This is a genomic window from Gluconobacter sp. Dm-62, assembly GCF_018256155.1.
Lineage (GTDB): Bacteria > Pseudomonadota > Alphaproteobacteria > Acetobacterales > Acetobacteraceae > Gluconobacter.
On sequence record NZ_JAERLY010000002.1, the window covers coordinates 310538 to 330094 of the forward strand.

At 60.6% G+C, this 19557-nt stretch carries 21 protein-coding genes; 8 read left to right on the forward strand and 13 right to left on the reverse strand.

Annotated elements, in window-relative coordinates:
• Positions 1 to 51 precede the first annotated feature (51 nt).
• Positions 52 to 1233 carry a DEAD/DEAH box helicase gene (locus JK202_RS03180; protein WP_211558045.1) on the forward strand — a complete coding sequence of 394 codons (1182 nt, stop codon included), beginning with the start codon at positions 52 to 54 and terminating at the stop codon, positions 1231 to 1233.
• Here JK202_RS03180 and JK202_RS03185 read toward each other — a convergent pair.
• Positions 1230 to 2309, reverse strand: a complete 1080-nt coding sequence (locus tag JK202_RS03185) for a glycosyltransferase family 4 protein (RefSeq protein ID WP_211558047.1) — start codon at positions 2307 to 2309, stop codon at positions 1230 to 1232. The genes JK202_RS03180 and JK202_RS03185 overlap by 4 nt on opposite strands.
• Complete coding sequence (locus tag JK202_RS03190) at positions 2309 to 3502, reverse strand: glycosyltransferase family 4 protein (protein ID WP_211558049.1); 1194 nt, start codon at positions 3500 to 3502, stop codon at positions 2309 to 2311. The genes JK202_RS03185 and JK202_RS03190 overlap by 1 nt, the downstream gene beginning before the upstream one ends.
• A gap of 269 nt (positions 3503 to 3771) precedes the next feature.
• Here JK202_RS03190 and JK202_RS03195 point away from each other — a divergent pair, with 269 nt between their 5' ends.
• Positions 3772 to 4851, forward strand: a complete 1080-nt coding sequence (locus JK202_RS03195; RefSeq protein WP_249199568.1) for a succinylglutamate desuccinylase/aspartoacylase family protein — start codon at positions 3772 to 3774, stop codon at positions 4849 to 4851.
• Here the strand turns inward: JK202_RS03195 and glyA are convergent.
• The gene (gene glyA, locus JK202_RS03200) at positions 4848 to 6152 is read right to left on the reverse strand and encodes a serine hydroxymethyltransferase (protein ID WP_211558051.1); all 1305 of its coding nucleotides are present in this window, start codon (positions 6150 to 6152) and stop codon (positions 4848 to 4850) included. The two genes, JK202_RS03195 and glyA, sit on opposite strands and share 4 nt — an antisense overlap.
• 92 nt (positions 6153 to 6244) lie before the next feature.
• Here glyA and JK202_RS03205 point away from each other — a divergent pair, with 92 nt between their 5' ends.
• Genes JK202_RS03205 through JK202_RS03215 form a run of 3 tightly spaced genes read left to right on the forward strand, consistent with a single transcriptional unit; the run spans position 6245 to position 9070 of the window.
• Positions 6245 to 7687, forward strand: a complete 1443-nt coding sequence (locus tag JK202_RS03205; RefSeq protein WP_211558053.1) for an APC family permease — start codon at positions 6245 to 6247, stop codon at positions 7685 to 7687.
• A 4-nt stretch (positions 7688 to 7691) separates the two neighbouring features.
• Positions 7692 to 8702 (forward strand): porphobilinogen synthase, encoded by a 1011-nt coding sequence (gene hemB, locus JK202_RS03210; RefSeq protein WP_408872129.1) that lies wholly within the window; start codon positions 7692 to 7694, stop codon positions 8700 to 8702.
• A gap of 56 nt (positions 8703 to 8758) precedes the next feature.
• Positions 8759 to 9070: a YraN family protein gene (locus tag JK202_RS03215; protein ID WP_211558706.1), complete on the forward strand. Its 312-nt coding sequence runs from the start codon at positions 8759 to 8761 to the stop codon at positions 9068 to 9070.
• A gap of 4 nt (positions 9071 to 9074) precedes the next feature.
• Here JK202_RS03215 and JK202_RS03220 read toward each other — a convergent pair whose 3' ends face one another.
• From JK202_RS03220 to purB, 9 genes are all read right to left on the reverse strand, one after another.
• On the reverse strand, positions 9075 to 9401 hold the full coding sequence (locus tag JK202_RS03220) for a hypothetical protein (protein ID WP_211558069.1): 327 nt from the start codon (positions 9399 to 9401) through the stop codon (positions 9075 to 9077).
• A 204-nt stretch (positions 9402 to 9605) separates the two neighbouring features.
• Positions 9606 to 9941 (reverse strand): Grx4 family monothiol glutaredoxin, encoded by a 336-nt coding sequence (gene grxD / locus JK202_RS03225; RefSeq protein WP_211558072.1) that lies wholly within the window; start codon positions 9939 to 9941, stop codon positions 9606 to 9608.
• Positions 9942 to 10027: 86 nt separating this feature from the next.
• Positions 10028 to 10258 (reverse strand): BolA/IbaG family iron-sulfur metabolism protein, encoded by a 231-nt coding sequence (locus JK202_RS03230; protein WP_062032111.1) that lies wholly within the window; start codon positions 10256 to 10258, stop codon positions 10028 to 10030.
• A 5-nt stretch (positions 10259 to 10263) separates the two neighbouring features.
• Positions 10264 to 12468, reverse strand: a complete 2205-nt coding sequence (purL, locus tag JK202_RS03235; protein WP_211558074.1) for a phosphoribosylformylglycinamidine synthase subunit PurL — start codon at positions 12466 to 12468, stop codon at positions 10264 to 10266.
• Entirely contained in the window at positions 12465 to 13166 is a 702-nt protein-coding gene (gene purQ / locus JK202_RS03240) for a phosphoribosylformylglycinamidine synthase subunit PurQ (protein ID WP_211558076.1), read from the reverse strand. The genes purL and purQ overlap by 4 nt, the downstream gene beginning before the upstream one ends.
• A complete protein-coding gene (locus JK202_RS03245) occupies positions 13163 to 13570 on the reverse strand; it encodes a Rap1a/Tai family immunity protein (protein ID WP_211558078.1) in 408 nt (135 codons plus the stop codon). The genes purQ and JK202_RS03245 overlap by 4 nt, the downstream gene beginning before the upstream one ends.
• On the reverse strand, positions 13567 to 13809 hold the full coding sequence (gene purS, locus JK202_RS03250) for a phosphoribosylformylglycinamidine synthase subunit PurS (protein WP_099286711.1): 243 nt from the start codon (positions 13807 to 13809) through the stop codon (positions 13567 to 13569). Before purS ends, JK202_RS03245 begins: the two co-directional genes overlap by 4 nt.
• Positions 13806 to 14570: a phosphoribosylaminoimidazolesuccinocarboxamide synthase gene (purC, locus tag JK202_RS03255; RefSeq protein ID WP_211558080.1), complete on the reverse strand. Its 765-nt coding sequence runs from the start codon at positions 14568 to 14570 to the stop codon at positions 13806 to 13808. Before purC ends, purS begins: the two co-directional genes overlap by 4 nt.
• A gap of 135 nt (positions 14571 to 14705) precedes the next feature.
• Positions 14706 to 16037 (reverse strand): adenylosuccinate lyase, encoded by a 1332-nt coding sequence (gene purB / locus JK202_RS03260; protein WP_211558083.1) that lies wholly within the window; start codon positions 16035 to 16037, stop codon positions 14706 to 14708.
• A 91-nt stretch (positions 16038 to 16128) separates the two neighbouring features.
• Here purB and JK202_RS03265 point away from each other — a divergent pair, with 91 nt between their 5' ends.
• The 3 genes from JK202_RS03265 to JK202_RS03275 are packed head-to-tail and all read left to right on the forward strand — an operon-like array spanning position 16129 to position 19079.
• Positions 16129 to 16731 (forward strand): YjbE family putative metal transport protein, encoded by a 603-nt coding sequence (locus JK202_RS03265; protein ID WP_211558092.1) that lies wholly within the window; start codon positions 16129 to 16131, stop codon positions 16729 to 16731.
• The gene (locus JK202_RS03270; protein ID WP_211558101.1) at positions 16715 to 18601 is read left to right on the forward strand and encodes a lytic transglycosylase domain-containing protein; all 1887 of its coding nucleotides are present in this window, start codon (positions 16715 to 16717) and stop codon (positions 18599 to 18601) included. Before JK202_RS03265 ends, JK202_RS03270 begins: the two co-directional genes overlap by 17 nt.
• The gene (locus JK202_RS03275; RefSeq protein WP_211558103.1) at positions 18591 to 19079 is read left to right on the forward strand and encodes a CinA family protein; all 489 of its coding nucleotides are present in this window, start codon (positions 18591 to 18593) and stop codon (positions 19077 to 19079) included. The genes JK202_RS03270 and JK202_RS03275 overlap by 11 nt, the downstream gene beginning before the upstream one ends.
• A 74-nt stretch (positions 19080 to 19153) precedes the next feature.
• Here the strand turns inward: JK202_RS03275 and JK202_RS03280 are convergent, their stop codons facing one another.
• On the reverse strand, positions 19154 to 19471 hold the full coding sequence (locus JK202_RS03280) for a hypothetical protein (protein ID WP_211558105.1): 318 nt from the start codon (positions 19469 to 19471) through the stop codon (positions 19154 to 19156).
• Between the last annotated feature and the right edge of the window lie 86 nt (positions 19472 to 19557).

Genomic DNA, 19557 nt, shown 5'->3' on the forward strand with positions numbered 1-19557 from the left:
GCAAAAAAGAAGGTGTTTCCCGAACTGCGAGAAATTTGGCAAGAAGCGCATATGACAACGCCACAGACGCCGACCGCCGCGCCGATTGCAACGCCCACCGCCCCTGCTCCCGGATTTGAAGAGCTTGGGCTGATTGCTCCCCTGCTGGCAACTCTTGCCCAGGCCGGACACAAACGTCCGAGCCTGATCCAGGCGCAGGCCATTCCCCCCCTGCTGAAGGGAAAGGACGTTCTGGTCGGCTCCCAGACCGGAAGTGGCAAAACCGCAGCCTTCGTGCTGCCCATGCTCCAGAAGCTCGAAGAGGCCGGCCCGGCGCCGGGGCCGCGTGCACTCATCCTTGAGCCCACGCGCGAACTCGCAGCCCAGACCGCTGCCGTGTGCCGTCAGCTTGGACGCAGGCTCTCCCTGAAAACCCGCGTCGTCTGCGGTGGCACGTCGCGTGAGCAGCAGGTCCTGTCTGTCAGCGATGGCGTGGATATCGTTGTTGCCACGCATGGCCGTCTTTTGGATCTGGTCCAGCAGGCGGACCTTGTTCTGGAACATCTGACCTATCTTGTTCTGGACGAAGCTGACCGCCTGCTGGACGAGGACTTCTCTGCCAGCATGACGGCCCTGACGCCTTATTTTCCGGATCAGCCGCCCCAGACCGTCTTCTGTTCGGCCACGTTGCCCGAGCCTGTGATGGATCTTGCCAAACGCGTGACCCGCAATCCTGTTCGTGTGGAAATCGCGGCGGAGTCCTTCACACCCAAGAATATCCGCCAGCGGGCGATCTTCGTGGAAAAGGACGACAAGCCCGAAACCGTGGCGCGTCTGCTGAAGCATTTCGAGGGCCGGAGCATCGTCTTTGCACGGACGAAGAACACGGTGGACGCTCTCGCCAAAATCCTGCGGAGGCAGAACCTGCGGATCGAAACCCTGCACGGCGACCGTACTCAAGGCGCTCGCAACAAGGCGCTGGACCTGTTCCGTCAGGGGCGAGTGCCCATTCTGGTGACGACCGACATCGCTTCGCGCGGTCTCGACATTCCGGATGTGGACCTCGTCATCAACATGGACATGCCTGAAACGCCAGAGGCCTACGTCCATCGTATCGGCCGGACAGCCCGTGCTGGACGCAAGGGTGTAGCGTTCTCCCTCATCAATATCGATGAGCGCACGTTCCTGCGGGATGTCGAAAAACATATCGGCTACCGCGTCCGGATCGCGACGGAAGACACGCTGGACCGTTAAGCGGCATCCCGGCTGGCGAGAATGTTCCTCGCCAGATTTTCCCATGCCTGCCCGTTATCAACACACAGGCCTATGGGTGGAGGCGCTTGCAGGATTGTCTCCAGCGCTCTGGCGATTGACGTGGCGTCCGGATCGCACAGCACGGCGTGCGTGTTGCCCGAAAACTGTTCCACCAGTCCCCCGACCCGCGTGGCCACCACATAGCGTCCGCTGGCCATCGCCATGGCTCCCACGCCGCTCTGGGACGCCTCACGATAGGGTAGCACCACGATATCAGCCCACTCGACCAGTCGTGGAAGCTCGTCTTCCGCTACCCAGTGGTTTTCGACGCTGACATTTTCTAATTCTGAAAGCCGCTGCAGTTCCGGGCTTTGCGGTCCCTGCCCGACTATCCGGCATTCAAATGCGTGCGAAACCAGTGGCAGAGCCTCCGCCAGAAGGTCCAGCCCCTTGTAAGGCAGCAGACGCCCGAACATGAGAAGGCGCGGTGTCCCTGCATGAGCAAATGGTACACTTCCCGCAGTCCCAATGAACGGAGGATGGGCGAGTGAAAGGACGGGACAGTGCGCTGCGTGCGGCCCGGAGGCCAGCCCCTCGGCAACATGGCGGCTGAACGTCACGATCTGATCGGCCCGGCGGATCAGAGCTCGTTGCAACAGGACCTGAAAGGGATGCCCATCGCCTGGATGCGGCTGTGCATCATGAATAATGACCACAAGCGGAATACCCATCCGGCGGAGGACATGAGCCATGAGCAGATCCAGCGGCCCCGGCATGGCACAGATCGCCATATCCGGACGAAAATTCCGGACAATTCGCCTCAGCTGCATCCGTAGCCATGGTGCCGTCAACAGACGCCCCGCCAGCCCCCGGACAGAACTGTAAGTTCCGATTTTAACGACTGCTTCCGGAGCATTCCTGCTTTGCAGAATTTCTGCTCTGTCTGACAGGCACAGCAGAACATCTGTTCCGGCCAGTCGTCTCAGCCCATCCGCCAGATCAACGGCAATTCGCGGTCCGGCACCCCGGCGCCCCCATTGCCAGACCAGAACGCGCTGGGAAGACTTCGCCACCATCACGCCCGGGCTCCAATAGCCAAGGCGGCACCCTGGAGCGTCCCGCCATCTAGGTGTGCGGCAATCCGGTGTCTGGCATTTGTGCCCAGACGGGATCGCAAATCCGGATCCTCTGCAGCGATCCGAAGGGCTTGTGCGGCGTCATCAATATTCGGAAGCGCCCATTGCTTATCCGGCATGTCCCAGATCCCGCGCGGGTCCCGTGCGGGAACAAGCGTGTAAGAGACCGGCAGGCCACAGCTCACATCCAGAAATTCAGTCGTTGCGGACCAGTCCGTCGCAATCACGCAGCGCCCCAGCGCCATGGCCTCGGCAACGACAAGACCAAACCCCTCGCTGCGATGCAGGGATAGCACGATATCCGCACAGGCTGTCAGAGCGAGTCTGTCGGCACCGCTGAGCTGCCCGGTTTCGATCCGGATATTGGGTGCGCCACCAATAGCCGCGCGGATCGCCGCCAGATCGTCAGGATAATGTTCGGTATGGCCGACCTTCATGACCAGAAGCCGGTCGCGCCGGTCCCCGAAGGCCTGTCGAAATGCATGGATCGTTTCGATCGGGCTCTTGCGGACCATGCTTGAGGATAGACTGAACGAAACGAGAACAATAACGCAGTCTTCCGGCAGTCCAAAAGATGCCCGGTTACGTTCAGATGGCTTCTGTTCCGCAAGGCCAACCGGGTGTTCCACAACGCGCACTTTACGTCCCAGTGGACGGAGAGCCTCGGCCGTAAAGTGCGACGGCGCCCAGATTTCATGCACATGCCTTCTGGCATGACGCCATGTTCCGGGCACAACCGGCAACTCCCAGGCCCAGTATCCGATGATCCGTCGCCCGGTCCGCAGTGTGCGTGGCATGAAAAGCTGAGCATATGGCAACATCGGCGCATTCACATGCATCACCAGCGGTGCTCCTGGACCGGTGACGTCACCTTCCAACACCCGGCGGTCAGTGTCCCATGTCGCGCAGGGGATGTGCATGTCCCGCAGCGCCTGGACCATCAGTCTGGCGCCTTCTCCCAGCCCAGAACTCCGGCTGAACTCGCCCGCCACGATCATCCCGTGAGCCGGAACGCATTTGTATGGCCTGACCGGAGGTGCCGCTATGGCTGTGGCCCAGGCGAAAAAACGCCGTCGCGATCCTGCCGGAAGCCGTTGCCATAATTTGTGAAAAATGGAGAGAGACTGTTTCATTGTCCGTTCATGGGCCGTCTGTGTTCGATCGTGGATAAGACTATGAGCCAAAATCTGCGAAAAACCGGGCGAATAACGGAAATGGAACGCGCCAAATCAACCTCGGCGAAATGTGATTCTCTTCAGGTGCAGACGAAGAAAAAGGTGACATTCTCTCTCTGGTGACCTGCTCCCAACGTGCTTACACTACAACCCATGACCGATCCATGTCCTATGCTCCCCGGTGCAGGTATGGCTCCGCCGGGCCGCCGGTCGGGGAGCAGTCATTCTTGTTTCGCCCTGACGCGGAGCACGATGCCATGAGTTGCAAGGCGGGACAGCGGCACCATCCTATCCGGATCCGTCAGCCCCGCCTGTCGGAAACGTTACCTGGGCTTGGGCGACCGCCACTGGTCTTCAATGTGGCGCTTTCGCCGCCCGATCTCTCACAGTGGCGCAGCCCCCCTTCGGGTGTACCAGGGGTGTGGATTTTCGATTCGGGTCGATCCGGCCCGGAAATTGTCATCACGTCTCTGGTGCACGGGAATGAATATGCTGGTGGCTGGGCGCTTGAAAATCTTCGCAGACGGGGCTTTGCCCTGTCCTGCGGACGCCTGACACTAATTCTGGCAAACCTTGATGCTTTCGACCGTTTTGATGCAGCAAATCCGGTCATGGCCCGCCATATTGATGAAGACCTGAACCGTCTGTGGCACAGCACGCGTTTGAATGGACGCGATCATTCCAGTGAACTTGAGCGGGCACGTCAGATTCAGCCTTACATCGCGCGCGCTGACCTGCTTCTGGATCTGCATTCTACGCTCTGGCCGTCTGAGCCCCTGTTCATTGCCCCTCCCCGTCAACGGTCTGCTGAACTTGCCTGTGCGCTGGCAGCTGACAAGGATTTGCCCCAGACGGTTCTAACGGATCTTGGACATCATGGCGGTTCAAGGCTGATCGAGCATGCGCATTTCATGTCGCCGGGCGGTACGGGACGGAGCTGTCTTCTGGAAGCCGGTTCCCATTGGGACCCCGCGACAGTCACCGTCATGGAAAATGCGATCACCCGCCTGCTGTCAGAAGCCGAGACCATCCATCTTCGCGGACAGGCGACTCAGGAGGTCTGCGAGCCTGAAATGGCTGTCGTGACAGACAACATTATTGCACGGAATGCAGATTTTAGTTTTATCCGGCCATGGGAGGGCGGAGTCACGATCCCGGAAGCCGGGACCCCCCTCGCCCATGACGGGCACGATCTGATCTATACACCCTATGACGAGTGCATGTTGATCATGCCCAATCTTCGTCCCCGGCGGGGACAGCTTGCGGTCCGGCTGGCCAGACGGACCGCAGCGCCGCTCAGGTCTTAGGCCGAAGCGCGGTCATAGATCGGGAAGCGGCGGCACAGGGCCTTCACTTCCTCATGCACGCGAGCCGTTACGGCTTCGGCATTATGCTCTTCAAGAGCTGCCGTCAGCACTTCGTCGATCATACGACCGATTTCGCGGAACTCGGCTTCGCCGAAACCACGTGCCGTCGCCGCCGGGCTGCCCAGACGGATGCCGGACGTCACGAACGGCTTTTCCGGATCGAACGGAATGGCGTTCTTGTTCGCCGTGATGCCGGCACGCTCGAGAATGGCTTCGGCGAGCTTGCCCGTCACCTTCTTCGGTCGCAGGTCCACGAGGATCAGATGACTGTCCGTGCCACCCGTAACGATGTCGAAGCCACGGTTCTGAAGCTCGTCAGCCAGAGCGCGGGCATTGGCGAGGACGCGCTTCTGATAGGCCTTGAACTCATCCGTAAGTGCTTCGCCGAAAGCGACGGCCTTGCCCGCGATGACATGCATGAGCGGACCGCCCTGCAGGCCCGGGAACACGGCGGAGTTCACCTTCTTCGCCAGATCGGGGTTGTTCGTCAGGATGATGCCGCCACGCGGGCCACGCAGTGTCTTGTGCGTCGTGGACGTCGTGATGTCGGCAACCGGAACCGGGTTCGGATACAGGCCAGCGGCAACCAGACCGGCAAAATGCGCCATGTCCACCATCAGATACGCACCGACTTCATCGGCAATCTTGCGGAAGCGGGCGAAGTCGATGACGCGCGGATAGGCGGAGCTGCCGGCCACGATGATCTTCGGCTTGTGCTCGCGGGCCAGTGCTTCCATCTGGTCGTAATCGATCAGACCGTCTTCAGCGCGCACGCCATACTGCACGGAGTTGAACCACTTGCCTGAATAGTTCGGAGCCGCGCCATGCGTCAGATGTCCACCAGCGGCAAGGCTCAGGCCGAGAATCGTATCGCCCGGAGCGGCGAGTGCCATGAAAGCCGCCTGGTTAGCGTTGGCGCCGGAATGCGGCTGCACATTGGCGAACTCTGCGCCGAACATTTTCTTCAGACGCTCGATGGCAAGGTTCTCGACGCGGTCCACGTCCACGCAGCCGCCGTAATAGCGCTTGCCCGGAAGGCCTTCCGCATACTTGTTCGTCAGCACCGAACCCTGTGCTTCCATGACGGCGAAAGAGGCCATGTTTTCCGAAGCGATGAGCTCGATGCCGTCCTGCTGGCGCGTCAGCTCCTCGTTCAGGATTGTGGCAACTTCGGCATCAACCTCCTTGAGGGGGGCATGAAAGAAACGATTCAGCGTGGACTGGCTGGCGTGTTCCGACATCGTGGTCCATTCTCCAGGGTGAGTTCGGCATGTGACTAGCCCAGATTGCCTGCCTCGGCAAAAACAATCCGCCTATCAAACGAGGATCTTTCATGACCACTCCGCTCTGGCGGACCAAACCCGTATCATCCGCAGCTGACAGCCAGACTGGCCTCAAGCGTGTCCTTGGCCCATGGCAGCTTGTTGCCCTTGGTGTCGGCGTGACGATCGGTGCTGGCCTTTTTTCCCTCACAGGCGTTGCAGCCGGCCAGAATGCCGGTCCCGCCGTGACCCTCTCTTTTATTATCGCAGCCATAGCCTGCGGCTTCGCCGGCCTGTGTTACGGCGAACTTGCCAGCATGATCCCTTCGGGCGGCTCGGCCTATTCCTACGCCTATGCCTCGATGGGCGAGCTGATTGCCTGGATCATTGGCTGGGATCTCGTGCTGGAATATACCGTAGGTGCTGCGACGGTCGCTTCAAGTTGGTCGGGCTATCTCGCATCGCTGCTGGGGGGCTGGGGCTTTCATATCGACCCCCGCCTGCTTGCCACGCCGCTGACACCTGTGACGATGCCGGATGGCAGCACGGCATCGGCCTGGTTCAACTTCCCGGCCGTCTGTGCGCTGTGGTGCGTTACGGCCCTGCTGATGCGCGGTGTGAGTGAATCGACGACCATCAACACGATCGTCGTCTGCATCAAGCTGGCCGTGATCGTCGCTGTGATTGCTGTCTGCGCGCCCCATATCAGCTTTTCGCACTATCATCCGTTCATCCCGCAGAACACCGGAACATTCGGGCAGTTCGGCATGTCCGGCGTCATGCGGGCCGCGGGCATGGCTTTTTTCGCCTATCTGGGCTTCGACATCGTCTCCACGACGGCACAGGACAGTCGCAATCCTGCACGCGACATTCCGATCGGCATTCTGGGGAGCCTGCTCATCTGCTCCGTCGTCTATGCCGTGTTCTCGATGGTTCTGACGGGCGTGGTCGATTACCGCGCCATGGCCAATGACCCGAGCCCTGTCGCAACAGCCATCGATGTCGCGGGCATGCCCTGGCTGGCCAGTCTCGTGAAACTCGGCATTACGGCTGGATATATTTCGGTGCTGTTTGGCCTGCTGATGGGACAGGCGCGCGTCTTCCTTATCATGTCCCATGACGGTCTGCTGCCTCCGGTCTTCTCGAAACTCAACGCCCGGACGCGGACGCCCTGGACATCCCATCTGATGTTCGCAGCCCTCACCAGCCTGCTCGCCGCCCTGCTTCCAATCGGACAACTCGGCAACATGACCTCCATCGGGACATTGCTGGCCTTCATCATCGTTTGCATCGGCGTTCCGGTCTTGCGGCATAGACAACCCGATGTTCCACGCAAGTTCCGGGTGCCGGGTGGACTGCTTGTTCCGGTGCTCGGGGTGCTGTCCTGTGGCGCGGTCATGGTGTCGCTCGACAGTCTGACCTGGATCAGACTTGTTGTCTGGCTCGTTATTGGACTTGCCGTGTATTTTGCTTACGGCATCCGCAACAGTCGACTTTGCAGAGAGCAAAGTTAGGCGCATGATTGGGGGTATGAGCAATGCAGCATACCCCCTCTCCCGTCCGCGGCGTAATCGCCACGATGCTTTCACCCGCCGTCTGGTGCAGGAACATCGCCTGCATGTCGACAATCTGATCTGGCCGATCTTCGTCTGCGAAGGCGAAAACCAGCGCCAGAAGGTCGACTCCATGCCGGGTGCTGAACGCGTCAGCGTGGACAATGTCGTTGAACACGTCCGGCAGGCCGTGGACCTCGGCGTCCCGGCCATCGCCATCTTCCCCGTCACGCCCATGAGCGTCCGCGACGCTGTTGGCACCGAGGCCCTGAACCCGGACAACCTGATGTGTCGCGCCTCGCGCACCATCAAGGATGCCTTCCCCGATCTGGGCATCATCGGCGACGTGGCGCTCGACCCGTACACCGATCATGGCCATGACGGTGTGATCGAGAACGGCCGTATCCTCAACGACGCCTCTGTTGAGATCCTGCGCCAGCAGGCCCTCAATCAGGCCCGTGCTGGCAATGACATTATCGCCCCGTCCGACATGATGGACGGCCGCGTTAAAGCCATCCGCGAAACGCTGGACGGCAACGGCTATGACACCACCCGCATCATGGCCTACACCGCGAAATATGCCTCCGCGTTCTACGGCCCGTTCCGTGATGCGTTGGGTTCCGGCAGTCTGCTGCACGGTGACAAGAAGACCTACCAGATGGACCCGGCCAATTCTGACGAGGCCATGCGCGAAGTCGAGCAGGACCTGCGCGAAGGTGCGGATATGATCATGGTCAAGCCAGGGATGCCGTATCTCGACATCATCCGTCGCGTGCGTGAACGCTTTGAGGTTCCGACCTTTGCCTATCAGGTGTCGGGCGAATACGCGATGCTGATGGGGGCCATTCAGAACGGCTGGCTCGATCGTGACCGCACGATCATGGAAAGCCTGATCGCTTTCAAGCGCGCAGGCTGTAACGGTATCCTCACCTATTTCGCGCTGGATGCCGCCCGTCTGCTGCGGGACGAGCGCTGAAAAGCCCACAGACACGCGGCGTTCAATCCTATTACACGGGGCTGAACGCCGAAAATATTGCAGCCCGCCTCCTTGAGGAGCGCGGGCTGACAATTCTCGCACAAAGATTACGAACGCCTTACGGCGAACTCGATCTTCTGGTGGCAGATTCGGAATGGCTGATTGCCGTTGAGGTCAAGCAAAGACGCAGCCTGCGGGAAAGTGCATCATGCCTTACAGCCAGACAGTCTCAAAGACTGATGGAAGCCTTCGAATATATTCTGCTGACAAAACCGGAATGGAACAGGCCCAACACCCGGTTTGATCTGATCGTCGTGGACCTTTCAGGTCAGGCGCGACGCATTCAGGATGCGCTGCGCCAGTTCTGAAAGATCAAGTACGACGGACGCGGGCGTGATGATGTGCGGAGGCGACGGTCACACGTGCGTGGGACACTGCATGCGGACGGTAGGCGACGTTGCGGACCATCGCGTGCGAGCTGTTCCAGGCAACGGCCGTATTATGCGACGTGGCGCGACGGGCAAGAGCGTGATGGAAAACTGCGCGGTGATAGACCGGTGTTGCGGTCAGCGCATCAAAGGTCAGCTTGCTGGCTTCGAAATCGGTGATGGCCGGACGGGCATAGGCTTTGCCTGCCCCCATGCAGATACCGACACCCATGATGCCCAGAGCAATTCTGCTGACCCAGTTCCGCGCCATTGACGTTCATCCCATCCCGTTTGATGGAACCAGCCTATTCGCTGAACTCGGGGTTCGACAACCCCTGATGGGAAAGTTTCCGAAAAAATCAAGGTCCTGCCACTTTTCGCCGCTTCATGGCTGAATTGTGGCAGGAGCAATGCTTAAAAAGTGCTGAATTCAGCACTTTTCGCCATGATTGGCCCCGAATCAGGGCGTAGCAACTCAGGCGTTAGCGGTCGTGATGCCTTTTTCAGTCAGTAGAGTCTCAAGCTCGCCGCTCTGATACATGTCGGTCACGATATCGCAGCCGCCGACGAACTCACCCTTGACGTAAAGCTGCGGCACTGTCGGCCACTGCGAGAAGTCCTTGATGCCCTGACGAAGCTCAGCGCTTTCAAGGATGTTGCAGGTCGCAAACGGGACGCCGAGATGCGTCAGGATCTGGACCACGCGTGCGGAGAAGCCGCACTGCGGGAAGAGCTTGTCACCCTTCATGAACAGCATGACCGGATTGGTGTCGATCAGGGTCTGGATATGCTGGAACACGGTTTCGGACATTGGATTTTCCTTTTTTCGGCAGGACGGGCGAAAGGCCCGTTCCTGCTGTCAGTGCTCGTCGGGAAAAGAGACGTCAGCCCCGGCTCTTAAGGGGTGAGCGTCTTGAGGGCCATCGCATGCAGTTCAGTGCCCATGCGGGTTCCGAACGCATCATAAACCAGTTTGTGCTGGCGTACACGCGAAAGGCCCCGGAAGGCCTCACTTGTGACCTGGCAGGCGTAATGATCCCCGTCCCCGGCGAGATCTTCGATCTCGATCCGGGCATCGGGAATGGCGGCAAGGATCGTGCGTTCGATTTCAGATGCTGCCATCGGCATGAAAATCAGGCTCCCTCGCCCATGAACCGCGGGAAGAACGCGGCATTGATCTCGTTGAGACGTTCCGCGCTGACACTGACTGTTCCCGGAAGGACCAGATCACTGCCGCCCGAACGTCCCAGACGCGTTGCCGGAACGTTGGCCTTCTGTGCCGCTGCTACAAGGGCTGCACCGTCGGAAGTTGCAATAACGTAGCAGCCCTGGTCCTCACCGAACCAGAACGCATGCGCCGCAACATCCGTCGGCGCGGCTTCAAGCGTGCATCCAATGCCGCTCGCCATGACCATCTCCGCCACCGTCACCAGCAGGCCGCCATCGGCAATGTCATGACAGGCCGCAACTGCGCCCGCAGCAATCTGGCTGCGCACGAAATCACCATTACGACGCTCGACCGCAAGATCGACCGTCGGCGGTGCGCCATCTTCACGCTGGCAGATCTCGCGCAGCCACAGGGACTGCCCGAGTTCGCCGCGAATAGTGCCAACCAGCACCAGATCATGAGCATCCGGCATCGAAAGCCCGATGGACTTCGATGCATCTGCCAGCACGCCAAGCGCACCGATCGCCGGCGTCGGCAGGATCGCCTGAGCCTCACCGGAGGGAGAGCGCGTCTCGTTATACAGCGAGACGTTGCCGCTCACGACCGGGAAGTCGAGCGCACGGCAGGCATCCCCCATGCCTTTGATGGCATCGGCGAACTGCGCCATGATTTCCGGACGTTCCGGATTGCCGAAGTTCAGGTTATCCGTCACGGCCAGCGGCGTCGCGCCGGTCGCCGTCAGGTTGCGCCAGGCTTCGGCTACAGCCTGCGCACCACCTGTCTTCGGATCAGCCTGACAATAGCGCGGCGTGCAGTCCGTCGTCAGGGCAAGCCCCAGACGCGTGCCTTCAACGCGCACAACAGCCGCGTCAGCAGCACCCGGACGACGTGCCGTGTTGCCACCAACCGAGCCATCATACTGGTTCCAGACCCAGGCGCGGGACGCCAGATCCGGACAGCCGATCAGCATCAGAAGCGCCTTCTCGATTCCTTCCGGGTCAGCGGGCGTCTCGATCCGCGCCGGTGCTGTCAGGGGCACGGTCGGACGGTTGTAGATCGGGGCTTCATCCGCTAGCGGGGCCAGCGGAATATCGGCTTCGACCTCACCATTATGGCGGATCGTAATACGGCCCGTATCCGTCAACTCACCGATGACAGCGAAATCCAGTTCCCACTTCGCGAAGATTGCACGGGCAACTTCGGTCCGCTCGGGCTTGAGAACCATGAGCATGCGCTCCTGGCTCTCGGACAGCATCATCTCATACGCCGACATGTTCGGCTCGCGCTGCGGAACGGCATCGAGATTGAGCTCAATGCCCACGCCGCCCTTACCTGCCATTTCAACAGCAGAAGACGTCAGACCAGCCGCGCCCATGTCCTGAATGGCGACGATCGCATCCGTTGCCATGAGCTCAAGGCAGGCTTCGATCAGCAGCTTCTCGATGAACGGATCGCCAACCTGAACGGTCGGACGCTTGGATGCGGCTTCCTCGTCGAACTCTGCCGAAGACATGGTCGCGCCGTGAATGCCGTCACGGCCCGTCTTGGAGCCGACATACACAACCGGATTGCCCACGCCCGCCGCAGCCGACAGGAAGATCTTGTCCTGCTTGGCCACACCCACCGTCATGGCGTTGACGAGCGGATTGCCGTCATAGGCCTTGTGGAAGTTGACCTCGCCGCCCACGGTCGGAACACCGACGCAGTTGCCGTATCCGCCAACGCCGCGCACGACGCCATCGACGATGCGACGGGTTCCCGCATGTTTCGGATCACCGAAACGCAGGGCATTGAGGTTCGCAACCGGGCGGGCGCCCATCGTGAACACGTCACGCAGAATGCCGCCAACGCCCGTCGCCGCGCCCTGGTAAGGCTCGATGAAGGACGGGTGGTTGTGGCTTTCCATCTTGAAGACGGCTGCCAGACCCTCGCCAATATCCACGACGCCCGCGTTTTCGCCCGGCCCATGGATCACCCACGGAGCCTTGGTCGGCAGCGTCTTGAGATGGATGCGCGACGATTTGTAGGAGCAGTGCTCGGACCACATGACGGAGAAAATTCCGAGCTCCGTAAAGCTCGGCGTCCGTCCCATGATCGTGACAAGCTTGTTGTATTCCTCGCCGGTCAGTCCGAAAGACTGGGCAAGCTGGGCATCAATCGTCACACTCATCCGACAAGAGCCTCCACAAGGCCTTTGAAAAGCGGCACGCCGTCGGTTGCGCCGATTTCGGGGTCAGTCAGGTTCTCCGGGTGCGGCATCAGGCCACAGACACGGCCGTTCTCGCTCAGAATACCGGCGATGGAGCGCGTGCTCCCGTTGGGGTTGGTCGCGCGGTTATCGTCCGAAACCACACCATCCGCGCCGCAATAGCGGAAGGCCACGCGGCCTTCACCCTCAAGACGCTTCAGCGTCTCGGGCGAGGCCGTGTAGTTGCCGTCACCATGCGCGAGTGGCGCACGGAACACATCGCCGCGCGTCCAGCCTTGCGTATAGGGTGAGGACCCGTTCTCAACCTTCAGGTGGCAGTCCTGCGACAGGAATCGCAGCCCCGCATTGCGCAGAAGCGCACCCGGCAGCAGATGGGATTCCGTCAGGATCTGGAAGCCGTTGCAGACGCCCAGAACGTGACCGCCCTTGCCTGCGAATGCCTTGACGTCACGCATGATCGGCGAGTGCGCGGCCATGGCCCCACTGCGCAGATAGTCCCCGAAACTGAACCCACCCGGCAGCACAACGAGGTCCAGATCACCCAGCGAGGTCTCCCCGTGCCAGATCAGACGCGGCGCCTGCCCCGTGACCAGCTTCAGGGCATGGACCATGTCGCGCTCCCGGTTCGTGCCGGGAAATACGACGATACCTGCCTTCATTTCTGGCCCTCCGCCGGAGCGGAAGCCGCATGGCAGGGATAGGTGTCATGCAGGGCGCGATAGACGGCCTTGCCGGCCGGTTCCGTCAGCGCGTCATTGTGCGCATGCAGCCAGGCGACGACCAGACCGCGGACCTGCGGTGCCGTCTGCTGGGCTGGCACGCAGAATGCCACCGGAGCAGACTCATCATGTGCAAAGCTGTCGTACTTCTTGGCCCAGGCCTCGCCGTCCATCAGGCCGGACAGATAGGCGTCGCACATGCCGATGGACGACTTGCCGGAGCACATCTGGCCCAGAGCCTTGCCCGAAACCTTGGACACGCGCTGCGCGTGAGCCGGGGCTGCAACGAGAGCCGGCGCGGCTACGAGGCCGGCCAGCAGGAGCATCGTGGAAAGACGGGTCATCCTGCCACCTCAACGCTGAAATCTTCGATGACTTCATTGGCCAGAAGCGCGCGCGCCATGGCCTCGCCCTGTGCCAGAGCGTCCGCAGCATTGTCGGCCGGAACATCGAGTTCAACGACGCGGTTGATGCGGACTTCGCCGAGGCCCTTGAAGCCGAGGGTTTCGAGAGCATGGCCGACAGCCTTGCCCTGCGGATCGAGAACGCCGTCTTTCAGGGAAACAAAAACACGAATTTTCACTGAACTGCCTCCGGACCCTTGAGGTCACCATTCCCGGACTCGGGCAGGATCCCGAGACGCTTTGCCACTTCCTGATAGGCTTCCTCAACGCGACCCAGGTCACGGCGGAAGCGATCCTTGTCCATCTTCTCGTTCGTCTTGGAATCCCACAGACGACAGTTGTCCGGCGAGATCTCGTCCGCCAGAAGAATACGCATCTCCTCGCCTTCCCAGACCCGGCCGAACTCCAGCTTGAAGTCGACGAGCGTGATACCGACGGCCGTGAACATGCCCATCAGGAAATCATTTGTCCTGAGCGCAAGCTGGTTCATGTCATCCATGTCCTGCGGTGCGGCCCAGTTGAACGCCGCAATATGCTCTTCCGAAACCATCGGGTCATTGAGCGCGTCGTTCTTGTAGTAATATTCAATGATCGTGCGCGGAAGGCGCGTCCCCTCGGGGATGCCAAGCCGCTTGGCCAGAGAGCCCGCCGCCACGTTGCGCACCACGACTTCAAGCGGAATGATCTCCACTTCGCGGATGAGCTGCTCGCGCATGTTCAGCCGGCGGATGAAGTGGGTCGGGATGTTGATGTCATGAAGCTTGAGCATCAGGTATTCGCTGATGCGGTTGTTCAGAACACCCTTGCCGGTGATGATACCGCTCTTCGCGCCGTTTCCGGCGGTGGCGTCATCCTTGAAGTACTGAACGAGTGTGCCGGGTTCTGGGCCTTCAAAAAGAACCTTGGCTTTGCCCTCATAGAGCTGGCGGCGGCGAGCCATGAGCAATCCTTAGCGTTGCGCCGTCCTGACAGGAAATGCGGACGGCTGGAGCAGCGACGAATTGTGGTTCCATAGCATTGCGGAACCGGAACTGCGAGTGTGCGGAACGCAGGAAATCTACGTCCCGCACGCCTCTCAGTCAAAGATACGGGCGAAGATGCGATCCACGGCGCGCAGATGCTGTGCCGGGTCAAACGCCTGATCGAGAATGTCCTTGCTGACCCGACCGGCGACTTCCGGATCGGCCTCAAGGTTCTCGCGGAAGGTTCTGAAGCCCGGCTTGTTCAGCTTCGTCCATGTTTCCATGGCGTTACGCTGCACGATGCGATAGGCGTCCTCACGGGAAATTCCTGCGCGCGCAAGCGTCAGCAGCACTTCGCCGGAATGGACGACGCCGCCGAGGCTTTCCATATTCGCGATCATCTGCTCGGGATAGACGACCAGCTTTTCCATCATCCCGGCCAGACGCATCAGAGCGAAATCCAGACCGATCGTCGCATCGGGGCAGATGTTGCGCTCGACGGCAGAGTGGCTGATGTCCCGTTCGTGCCACAGGGCAACGTTTTCCAGAGCCGGCACGACATGCGAGCGGATCAGGCGCGCCAGACCCGTCAGGTTCTCCGACAGGACAGGGTTGCGCTTGTGCGGCATTGCCGAACTGCCCTTCTGTCCCTTGTGGAAGAACTCTTCCGCTTCCCGAACTTCCGAACGCTGCAGATGACGGACCTCGACAGCCAGACGCTCGATGCCGCTGGCGATCACACCGAGCGTGCAGAAGAACGCGGCATGGCGATCACGGGGGATAACCTGCGTGGATACGCTCTCGACAGCCAGACCCAGCTTGTCAGCGACGTATTCCTCGATCTCTGGATCGATATGGGCATACGTGCCGACAGCGCCGGAAATGGCACAGACCGCGATTTCCTTACGGGCCTGAATGAGGCGCTCGCGGTTGCGGGCGAATTCAGCGTAGTGTCCTGCAATCTTCAGGCCAAAGCTTGTCGGTTCGGCATGGATCGCATGGCTGCGGCCGATCGTGACCGTGTTGCGATGCTCGTAGGCGCGGGACTTCAGGGCGGCGAGAACGCGGTCCAGATCTTCCAGCAGAAGATCGGCGGCCTGTGTCATCTGGACGGACAGGCAGGTGTCCAGCACATCCGAAGACGTCATGCCCAGATGGACGAAACGGCTGTCCGGACCGACCTTTTCTGCAAGCCAGGTCAGGAACGCGATGACGTCGTGGCGCGTTTCGGCCTCGATCTCGTCGATGCGGGCCAGATCCGCGTCGGAGAACGCAGCCATGGCAACGTCACCCTTCTCGCGGATGGTTCTGGCTGATTCGGCAGGAATGTCACCCCGTTGTGCCATGGCTTCGCAGGCAAGGGCTTCGATCTCGAACCAGATGCGAAAACGGTTGGCGGGAGACCAGATGGCAGTCATCTGCGGACGGCTGTAACGGGGTACCATGGGAACTCCGGATGCGAGGTGGGGCTTTACGGAGGCTCCTTAGACCAAATACGAAGACATTGCACGGACCCCTTTTCGGAAGAATGACACCTTGGCCCCTGACTCTCTGCTCCACGCCCTTATCGCCCTCGGCCAGATCACCCTGATCGACATCACCCTCGCCGGTGACAATGCCGTCGTCATCGGAATGGCCGTCCGCAATCTGGAAGGGCGGCAGCGTCGTCTTGCCATTCTTTTCGGAACAGGCTTTGCCGCGATCCTGCGTGTGGGGCTGGCCCTGCTGGCCACCACGCTCCTTGCCGTGGTCGGCCTGACGCTGGCGGGTGGTTTTCTTCTTCTGTGGGTCTGCTGGAAGATGTATCGCGAACTTCGCGTCGGCGAACATCATGAGGACGTCGAAGCCGCCCCGCCCCGTCTGGGCCCTGCCGTTCTCAAAATTGTGGTGGCCGATCTGTCCATGAGCCTCGACAACGTGCTGGCCGTTGCTGGCGCGGCTGTCGGGCATCCGTGGATTCTTGTTGCGGGGCTCGTGCTTTCGGTGCTGCTGATGGGGCTTGCCGCATCGGTCGTCGCCAATCTTCTGGCCAAATATCGCTGGATTGCATGGATCGGCCTGCTGGTGGTTCTGGGTGTCGCAATCGAACTCATCATCCGCGGCGGCGGGGAGGTCTGGACCCATGTTCTTCCGAGGTAACACAACCCTCCTGGCCGGGCTGATGACGCTTCTTGCTGCGTCCTCAGCCCTCGCGGTGCCAGTGGAAGCCTCTCCCTCACCCGTACAGGAACGGCTCGCGGAGTGGCTCAGTCTCGTCGGGCCCGGGGGAAGCGATTTTCCGGCGCAGCGCTACGCCACTTTTCTCGCACAGCAACCCCAGTGGCCGCAGAGAGTGCGCATCCTGTGGCGCTACCAGAATGCTCTCTCCCACACATCTGACGCGCAAACCCTCAGCGCCCTTTGCCCGCTCTACCCCCTCACCCTCCCCGCTGCGTTTACGGCGTGTGCCGATCACCTTCCCGACGCGGCCTCCACGGCACGCCGCCTCTGGTTGTCCGGAAACACCCTGACCACGCCTGAAGAGCAGATACTGCTTGGGCGTTTCGGTCAGGCTTTCACTCCCGCCGATCAATGGAGCCGCTATGAGGCTCTTATCGTGCGGGGGCAGTTTTCTGCTGCGTCCCGACAGATCGAGCGTCTTTCCCCCGACAAGCAGCCTTTGGCGCGCGCGCGACTGGCCGAACGACTGGCCTCCCCTGATGCCGATTCCCTGTTCGCGTCGCTGCCCTCCGAACTGCAATCGGACCCAACCCTGATCCGCTATCGCCTTCGGGCCCTGCGTCGCGGAGACCGTCTGGACGAGGCGTTGTCGCTGTGGAACGCTCAGGGTGCAGCTCTCCAGCAGGCGAGCCCGTCCCATGACTGGTCTTCCGAACGCATCAGTCTCGCCCGTGCACTGTTGCTGGCCGGTCGCCCGAAAGAGGCGGAAGACCTCGCAGACGACACCACTCTGCCGCCGGACACGACAGACCGTCAGGAAGCCGCTCTCCTCAGCGGTATCATTGCCCTTCGAGACCTTCACGATCCTGCCCGCGCAGAGCAGTTCTTCGCCCTGCTTCAGGGCGCGACGTCGCTCCAGATGCAGGCCCGTGGCTATTACTGGACAGGCCGTGCCCTTCAGGACGCTGACAGGTTGCAAGACGCCGAAGCCGCGTTTCAGAAGGCTGCAGCCTTTCCAACGACGTTTCCGGGTCAGCTCGCTCTCGCCGCCCTGACGCAAGACAACGCGATTCTGGTCTCGGGTCAGTCATCGCCGGCTTTTGACGCGGCCCTGTCGCAGGCCCTTCAGTCCCTGTCCTCCCCGACGGCCGGAACGCTCGCCCGTCCGGACCTGCTTGAAGCCGCCACAGACCTCGTGCAGGCGGGCGATCCCGATCATGCGCGTGATTTTCTCATGATGCTGGAAGTGGTCAATCCGTCTCCTGAAGGCCAGAAAGCCGTCGCCGATGCCGCGTCTCGCCTCGGAGTGGCCGCGCCGGAGGTCTTCGCTTCCTATGCTCTGGCGCGTAAAGGCATTGCTCTTTATCCGCAAGGTTTTCCAGACCCTTATCCGGCGGCGTCAACAGTTCCGGACGGTCTGCTTCCCGCCATCATCCGGCAGGAAAGCGGGTTCGACCCCAATGCCCTGAGCGGTGCCAATGCGATTGGGCTGCTCCAGCTTCTGCCTGCTGCGGCCAAAGACGTGGTCCGCAAGGCGCATCTGGGGCCGGTCAATGTCTCACCTGCCGCCCTGACTGATCCGCAGACGAACCTGAAAATCGGTAACGCCTATGTTTCGCAGCTTCTGGAGCGTTTCGGAAATGTGATCCCCTATGCGCTGGCCGCCTATAATGCTGGCCCGCATCGGGTTGATCTCTGGCTGAAAGCAAATCCCCCTTCGGAACCGCTGTCTGAAGACGGGGTTCTGGACTGGATCGAGCGCCTGCCCTATCGCGAAACCCGCCTTTATATCGAGAATATCGAAGCAGGCATGATGATCTATCGCGTCAGGAATACTCATGCTGGATAATGAAATTCGCATACTGTCTGAACAGGTCCTGGAGCATCTGCGCCAGTCTCGCCGAAAGCTCGTCACAGTGGAAAGCTGCACCGGTGGCATGATCGCGGCTGCCCTCAGTGATATTCCCGGATCGTCAGATGTGCTGGAAGGCGGTTTTGTGACCTATTCCAACGCTTTGAAAATAAGTGCCGTCAGCGTTCCTGAGGCAACCCTTATGCAATATGGCGCTGTCAGTCTCTCAACGGCAGAGGCTATGGCGGAAGGCGGCCTGCTTCATACGGCAAACGCCGACCTCTCAATTTCCGTAACGGGCATTGCGGGCCCAGGAGGTGGGAGTGCGGCCAAGCCAGTCGGAACCGTCTGTTTCGGAATGGCCTTACGCACAGGCAAAACGACGAGCGTGGAATGTCATTTCACGGGGGACCGCATCAGTATCCGCAGGCAGTCAGTGCTACAGGCGCTTCAAAGCATTCTGGACGCCACTTGAAACAAAAAAAGCGGCCCCCGACTGATCGGGAGCCGCTTTTCCGAAAATCTGATGGCAGAAGTCTGCCTCAGATCTTAGTTCCCCTGCGTGGGAGCCGGCATTGTGGATGCTGCCGGGGCCGGCGGTACAGCCTGAAGGCTCGGAGCTGTCGGGACAGCCGTCGGAGCTGCGGGCGGGATTGCGGCCGTCGGTGCCGTCGGAGCAACCGGTGTCTGAGCCTGCTGGAGCGAACGGGCATTCAGGGCGTCAGTTGCTGACTCGCTGTCTGTCTTCTGCATCTGGCCAGCCTTGTCGTGATGCTTGCCATGATGATGGTGATGTTCAGCCATTGCAGGAGAGGCAGCAGCAACCAGAGCGGTCAGAGCAAATGCGCCAAAGGAAATCTTTTTCATTACGTAATCCTTTTCATATCACCATGACGGTGCTTGAGACCTGAAACGGCTCAAGCACCAGATGGTTCTCGAAACACTACGAAATT